Origin of the sequence: Tissierella sp. P1, from assembly GCF_002266425.1 — a bacterium.
Taxonomy (GTDB): domain Bacteria; phylum Bacillota; class Clostridia; order Tissierellales; family Tissierellaceae; genus Tissierella; species Tissierella carlieri.
In genome coordinates, this window is record NZ_NPMN01000062.1 from 1 (window position 1) to 6,278 (window position 6,278).

The 6,278-nt window shown below is 35.0% G+C and carries 9 protein-coding genes; all 9 read right to left on the bottom strand.

Annotated features, from left to right (window positions below):
- A partial coding sequence (gene ade / locus CIW83_RS21485) for an adenine deaminase (protein WP_201260092.1) occupies positions 1-1,809 on the bottom strand: 1,809 nt, incomplete at its 3' end.
- A gap of 16 nt (positions 1,810-1,825) precedes the next feature.
- Complete coding sequence (locus CIW83_RS21490) at positions 1,826-2,113, bottom strand: EutN/CcmL family microcompartment protein (RefSeq protein WP_094904475.1); 288 nt, start codon at positions 2,111-2,113, stop codon at positions 1,826-1,828.
- A gap of 14 nt (positions 2,114-2,127) precedes the next feature.
- Positions 2,128-2,922, bottom strand: coding sequence for a flavoprotein (locus tag CIW83_RS21495; protein WP_094904476.1), 795 nt, complete (start codon positions 2,920-2,922; stop codon positions 2,128-2,130).
- 19 nt (positions 2,923-2,941) lie between these two features.
- Positions 2,942-3,220 carry a BMC domain-containing protein gene (locus CIW83_RS21500; RefSeq protein WP_072974046.1) on the bottom strand — a complete coding sequence of 93 codons (279 nt, stop codon included), beginning with the start codon at positions 3,218-3,220 and terminating at the stop codon, positions 2,942-2,944.
- Between the two features lie 65 nt (positions 3,221-3,285).
- Positions 3,286-3,660: a BMC domain-containing protein gene (locus CIW83_RS21505; RefSeq protein ID WP_094904477.1), complete on the bottom strand. Its 375-nt coding sequence runs from the start codon at positions 3,658-3,660 to the stop codon at positions 3,286-3,288.
- 19 nt (positions 3,661-3,679) lie between these two features.
- Positions 3,680-3,913, bottom strand: coding sequence for a hypothetical protein (locus CIW83_RS22440; protein WP_094904478.1), 234 nt, complete (start codon positions 3,911-3,913; stop codon positions 3,680-3,682).
- 2 nt (positions 3,914-3,915) lie between these two features.
- Positions 3,916-4,179 carry a BMC domain-containing protein gene (locus tag CIW83_RS21515; protein ID WP_143598617.1) on the bottom strand — a complete coding sequence of 88 codons (264 nt, stop codon included), beginning with the start codon at positions 4,177-4,179 and terminating at the stop codon, positions 3,916-3,918.
- Between the two features lie 160 nt (positions 4,180-4,339).
- Entirely contained in the window at positions 4,340-5,689 is a 1,350-nt protein-coding gene (locus CIW83_RS21520; protein ID WP_235601444.1) for a UbiD family decarboxylase, read from the bottom strand.
- A gap of 14 nt (positions 5,690-5,703) precedes the next feature.
- On the bottom strand, positions 5,704-6,252 hold the full coding sequence (locus tag CIW83_RS21525) for a UbiX family flavin prenyltransferase (protein ID WP_235601445.1): 549 nt from the start codon (positions 6,250-6,252) through the stop codon (positions 5,704-5,706).
- Positions 6,253-6,278 lie beyond the last annotated feature (26 nt).

Here is a 6,278-nt window from a genome sequence, read left to right on the forward strand (position 1 = left end):
AATAACAGGAGGCAGAATCTTAAAATTATTCACATCTATCAGTCCCTTGTCAGTTATCTTCCACGCTGGACTTGTAGATAGTGCTAAGAAGGATAGATGCATTAGTGGTGCATGGATTTTGCATCCTAATTCTCTCGTTATTATCCTTTCTAGTTCTGCTATTTTTTCTGATACTTCATGTCCGTCTAGTTCGTCTGTTATAAGGCCTCCTACTGGAAGTCTCATTTCTGAAAGGATTCTTCCTTTGTTTGATATTGCTATTCCTCCACCCATTTCTATAACAGCATTTACTGCTACTGTCATGTCTTTTATGTTTGTTCCTGTGACTAGTATGTTATGGGTGTCATGGGCTACTGATTCTGCAAAGGCTCCTTCTTTTAGTCCAAAGCCTTTCACGAAGGCTCTTCCTATGTTTCCTGTTCTGTTGTATCTTTCTATACAGGCTATATATAGTGTGTCTTTTGCTGGGTCTGCTTCTACTACTCCTCGATTTACTCTTAGGGTTTCTTCTGTTTTTCCTGTTAGGTTCTGATCTGGTATTACTTCTATGCATCTTACGACTGCGTTATTTCCTTCTCCTTGTATTTCTAGGTCTTTTTCTGTGATTGGTCCTATTTTTACTGATTGTTTTACTTCTTCTGGATATGTGTATTTTGGCAGGTCTATTAGTAGTTCTCTTTTTGATGCTACTAGTTTTCCTTTTAGGAATACTCCTGCTATTGTCATTTCATATATGTCTTCTATTATGGCTATGTCTGCTTGTTTTCCTGGGGATAGTACTCCTACATGGTCTAGTCCAAAGTAGGTTGCTGGGTTTATGGTTACCATTTGGATTGCTTCTTCTGGTCTTATTCCTTGTTTTATTGTTCTTCTTACTATTTCGTTCATGTGTCCTAGTGTTTCTAGGTCGGCTGCTACCATGTCGTCTGTTGCCAGTATACATCTTCTTGAGTCCATTTTTTCTTCTGTTACGGCTCTTATGCATTCTGCCATGTTCTTTTGGGTGGAACCTTCTCTCATGAATAGGTATACTCCTTGGCGTAGTTTTTCTACTGCTTCTTCTTTTGTGGTGGTTTCGTGACAGGAGCATTTTCCTGCTGCTGCTATTATGTGTGCTGCTAGTTCTTTTCCGAATAGTTCTGGTGCGTTTCCGTCTACTACCATGTTCTTTGATTTTGCGTATATTGTTGAGGCTAGTAGGTCTGTTATTATTTCTGGTGTGTTTCTGTATACGTGTTTTGCGTTACTAAATCCTTGTAGTTCTCCTATTCCTATTATGTTTTTGTAGTTTAGTAAGTCTTCCATGTCTTTTGAACTTGTGTCGTATCCTGCTGTTTCTAGGTCTGGACAGTCTGGTGTTAGGGATGGTACTACTAGGTATACGTTTGATGGTACGTTGTCTATTTCGTCTGCCATTGCTTTCATTCCTACTGGGCCTAGTGCGTTCCCTATTTCATGGGGGTCTGCTACTAGTGTGGTGGTTCCTGATGGTATGGATAGTCTTGAGAATTCTGTTATTGTCAGCATACTGGATTCGAAGTGCATGTGTGAGTCTATGAATCCTGGGGATAGGTATTTTCCTGTTACGTCTATTACTGTTGTCTCTGGTCCTATTAGGTCTTTACAGTCTCCTACTAGGAGTATATATTTATGTTTTATTGCTATGTCTGCTTTGTATATTTCTCTTGTGATTACGTTTACTACTTGACCTCCTTTGAGGACTGTGTCTGCAAATTCTTTGTTTCCCATTAGTGCGTCTATTGCATTTCTATATTCCATTGCCATTTTTAGGTATTTGGCATCTTTCAACTTTGTTACCTCCTCTCTATTCTCTGTTTAATAGAGTTTTGTTTATGTCTATTTCGTCTATTATTCCTACTATTGCTGCATCTATTGGTGCATCCATTTTTCTTGCTGCTATTCTACTTGCTGTTCCTGTTGTATATACTATTAGTTCTCCTATTCCTGCTCCTACTGTATCTACTGCTATTAATGGTTCTCCTTTTGGTGTAAGGTCTAAGTCGAGAGGCTGGGTTATCATTAGTTTTGTGCCTACTAGTTTTTCGTCTTTTCTTGTTGCTACTACTGTTCCTATTACTCTTCCTATATGCATTTTTAGCCTCCCTTTTATTTTATTTCTATTTTTATATTCTTTTCTCTTGCTTTGTCTTTGGCTAGTGGTGTGATTATTGTTCCTTTTGGTAGGATTAACTTATTGTTTGAAGACATACTTATTATGTCTTTTTCTGTTATTACTGTTTTTGCTTGTGGTATTTCTTCTTCTTTTGTTTGTGGTACTTTGTTTAGATTTGTTTGGGATTCTATTTGTAAGTCTCTATAATCCTTTATTATATTTTCTAGGATATTTTTATCGTCTATTTCTATGGCTCCCATTTTCTTTATTGTATCTATATATCTGTTGGTTATGTTTAATATCTCTTTGTTCTTTGTTTCTTCTCCTAGGTAGTTCTTGACTTGATTAAAGTCTAGGTATACTTTTTTACCTTGATATAGAAAGGTCCATATTAGGTTTGGAATAAATGTATCTATCATTCCTAAGGATATTTTTGATAGTGTGTTTGTTGTTATGTTTGGTCCTATTATTATTGAGTATTCTTTTGAGATATCTTTTAATTTTATTATGTCTTCTTCTTTGTATATTTCTAGTGGTTGTAATGTGTTTATTATTCTTTGTGTATCTAATAGCCTTTCTGCCATGAAGGAGAAGGCTAGTGATACTTTTATTCCTCTGTTTTTTAGTTTTTTTATGTTTTCTATTTTTTCACTTAAGTCTATATTTGATCCATTTAATACTATTAGTGCTTTTAATGTTTTATCTTCTTTTTCTTTTTCTATTATGCTTTCCCCCTGAAGCCTCTTAGATATATCCTCCAACACCTTTGAAGTTATCTTTGTTTTCATCTAAAACACTCCATTTTTATTATTCGTATTGTTTTAAGATAACTCTTTCTACTTCTGAGTGTGGTCTTGGGATTACATGTACTGAATGAAGTTCTCCTACATTTCTTGCTGCTTCTGCTCCTGCGTCTACTGCTGCTTTTACTGCTCCTACGTCTCCTCTTACCATTACTGTTACTAGACCGAATCCTATCTTTTCGTATCCTACTAATGTTACGTTTGCTGCTTTTACCATTGCATCTGCTGCTTCTATACTTCCTACTAATCCTTTTGTTTCTACTAATCCTAATGCTTGACTCATTTTTATTCCTCCTTATGGGTTTTCTCATTTTTTTGATTTCTTTATTTACTTTTCAATCTTACTTCTTATTTATTTTTTGTTTCTTCTTTTACTTCTTTTTTAGTTTCTTTTTTCTTCTCTTCTTTCTTTTCTTCTTCTTTCTTATTTAAGTTTTTAGCAAACTTAGCTATCAAAGCGTCCACTTCATCATGGGGTCTTGGTATTACATGGGATGCAAATACTGTCCCTACTCTGTTTCCTGCTTCTACTCCTGCCTCTACTGCTGCTTTTACTGCTGCTACTTCTCCTGCTATTTGTATGTTTACTCCTACTGCTTTTCCTACTCCTATTATTTTTTCTACTCCTACTAAGGTTATGTCTGCAGCTTTGCTGGCTGCGTCTAGTGCTGTTACTGCTGTTGTCAGTCCTAATGCTTCTATAAGGCCTAATGCTTTATTCATTTTACACCTCCGTCTTTATTTAACGGTTATTTTTCATTCTGTTTGCTGCTTCTTCTAGTGTTATTGCTGTGTTTTTATTACTTCCTTCTATTACTTCTTTTTCTCCTTTTATTATATCTGATATTATTTTTATTTCTTTATCGTCTAGGTTGTTTCCTTCTGTTGTTACTCTTTGATTTACTGCTCTAGAGTTTATTACTTTCTCTGTTTTTAGATTTTTCTCCATTATTACTCTTGCTAATGGATTTACCATTTTTATTCACCACCATCAAAGTCAAAGATTTTGTCTACTTCATCATGAGGTCTTGGGATTACGTTTGCTGATACTACTTCTGCTACTTCTGCACCTCTACTTTTTCCTGCGTCTACTGCCGCCATTACTGCTGCTACGTCTCCTGTTACTGTTACTGATACTAATCCTGAGCCTACTATTTGAAAGTCTGCTATTTTTACGCTTGCTGCTTTTACCATTGCATCTGCTGCTTCCATGGCTGCTACTAATGATCTGGTTTCTACCATTCCTATGGCTTCTTTCACTTTACCTCACCAACTTTCTATTTGTTTGGAAAGTATTTACTTGCTGCAATTCACAATTCACAGTTCACAGTTCACAATTGTTAGGGTCTAGCTTTTAGGTCTTTTTACGACCTGCACTCATTGTTAATTGTAACAAATATATTTAAATATTTGGAAAATATTTACTGATATCTATTTTATCATATCCCGGTATTATGGCTCTGCTAAACTTCTCTTTTTCATCATTTAATGGTTTTGTTGCGTCTATTCCTACTTTGTCTGTTACTCCTCTTAGGTCATGGGATGGTTCTAATGATGAACCTAATGCTCCTTGTACTATTACATAGTCAAGGGATGCTTGGCTTCTTGTTGTTATTGCCCATTCTATATCCTGTGGATTAAATATGTCTACATCTTCGTCTACTATTACTACTTGTTTTAGGTCTTTGTTTAGTCCTAGTGATGCTAGTATTGCTGTTTTTGCATCTCCCTCTTTTTGTTTTCTTATGGATATTATTGCGTTAAATCTATATCCTCCGCCTTCTGTTACGTATACATCTACTACGTCTAGTTGGTTTTTTAGGTGGTAATATAGTTCTATTTCTCTTATCATTCCGTTTGATACATGTTCTTCTCTGCATGGAAATGCTGTTTGATATATTGGGTTATCTCTATGCATAACTGCATCTATTTCTATTATTGGATGGGGTGCTACATGTCCATAGTATCCCATTAGTTCTCCAAAGGGCCCTTCTGTTTCTCTTTTTCCTGGAACAATTCTTCCTTCTAGTACTATTTCTGCATTGGCTGGTACTAGTAGGTCTACTGTTTCACATTTTACTAGTTCCAGTGGTTCTCCTCTTAGCCTAGAGTCTATTTCATATTTATCTACTCCATAGGTTGCAGAGCTTATTTGACTAGCCATTAGAAATTCTGCATCATATCCAAATACTATGGCTACTTCTAATGGTTTTCCTTGTTTTTCTAGTTTTAGGAAATCATTTGTTAGTTTTGGTGATGCTATTAATGCTGATAGTTTGTTTCCTCCATTTACTTGAAGTCTTCTAATGGATGTAAAGTATTTTCCTGTAGCTGGGTCTTTTACTACCATTACTCCTGCTGTTATGAAGCTTGAGGAGTCTTTTTCTTGGAATTTATTTATTGGCAGAAGTTTTTCTAAATCTATATTTCTTTTTATTATGTTTTCTTTTATTGGTCCATTGTTAAGTATTTTATATGGTTCAGGATTAACTATTGCATCCATAAATCTCTCTATTCTATTTTCATGAGTTATGTTTAGTAAGTCATATATTATTTCTCTATCTCCATAAAGACCCCCTATGGATGATATTTGACTGTTTCTTATTTTATTGAATAGCATTGGTCTTTTATTATTAAAGTGTTTAAGTACTGCACCCATTTCAAATTCTTTATCTACTTCTTTATTACATTCTAAAAGCAGATTCTTTTCTTTTAGTCTTTCTAATACGAATCTAAGCATTTGCCTTTCCATAAGTAGCCCCCTTTCTACTCACCAGTCCATCTTTTTACTAAGTTATTATCTATTTCTAACATGTCAAGTATTCTTCCTGTCATATTAAATACAATATCCTCTATGGTTTCTGGATGGTTGTAAAAACCTGGGCTTAGGGGAAATATTGTAACATTCATTCTAGCCAGTTTTAACATGTTTTCTAGATGTATTGGACTTAGTGGTGTTTCTCTAGGTACTAATATTAATTTACGTCCTTCTTTTATTGTTACATCACAAGCTCTTGAAATCAAGGAATCGGAAAACCCATGGGCAACAGATGATAGTGTTTTCATGGAGCAAGGTAATACTATCATCTTGTCTACTTTAAAAGAGCCACTGGCTATTGGAGCTGCAAAGTTCTTGTTGTCATGATAATGTGTTGCTAGAGATTTTAGTTCTTTTAAGCTAATTCCACATTCATGTTCTGTTACATATTCTCCCATAGTGGATACTACAAGATGAGTTTCTATGTTTAATTCTTTTAGTGCTTTTAGAAGTGATACTGCATATATTGATCCGCTTCCTCCTGATATTCCTACCACTATCTTCAATATTATCTCTCCTTATA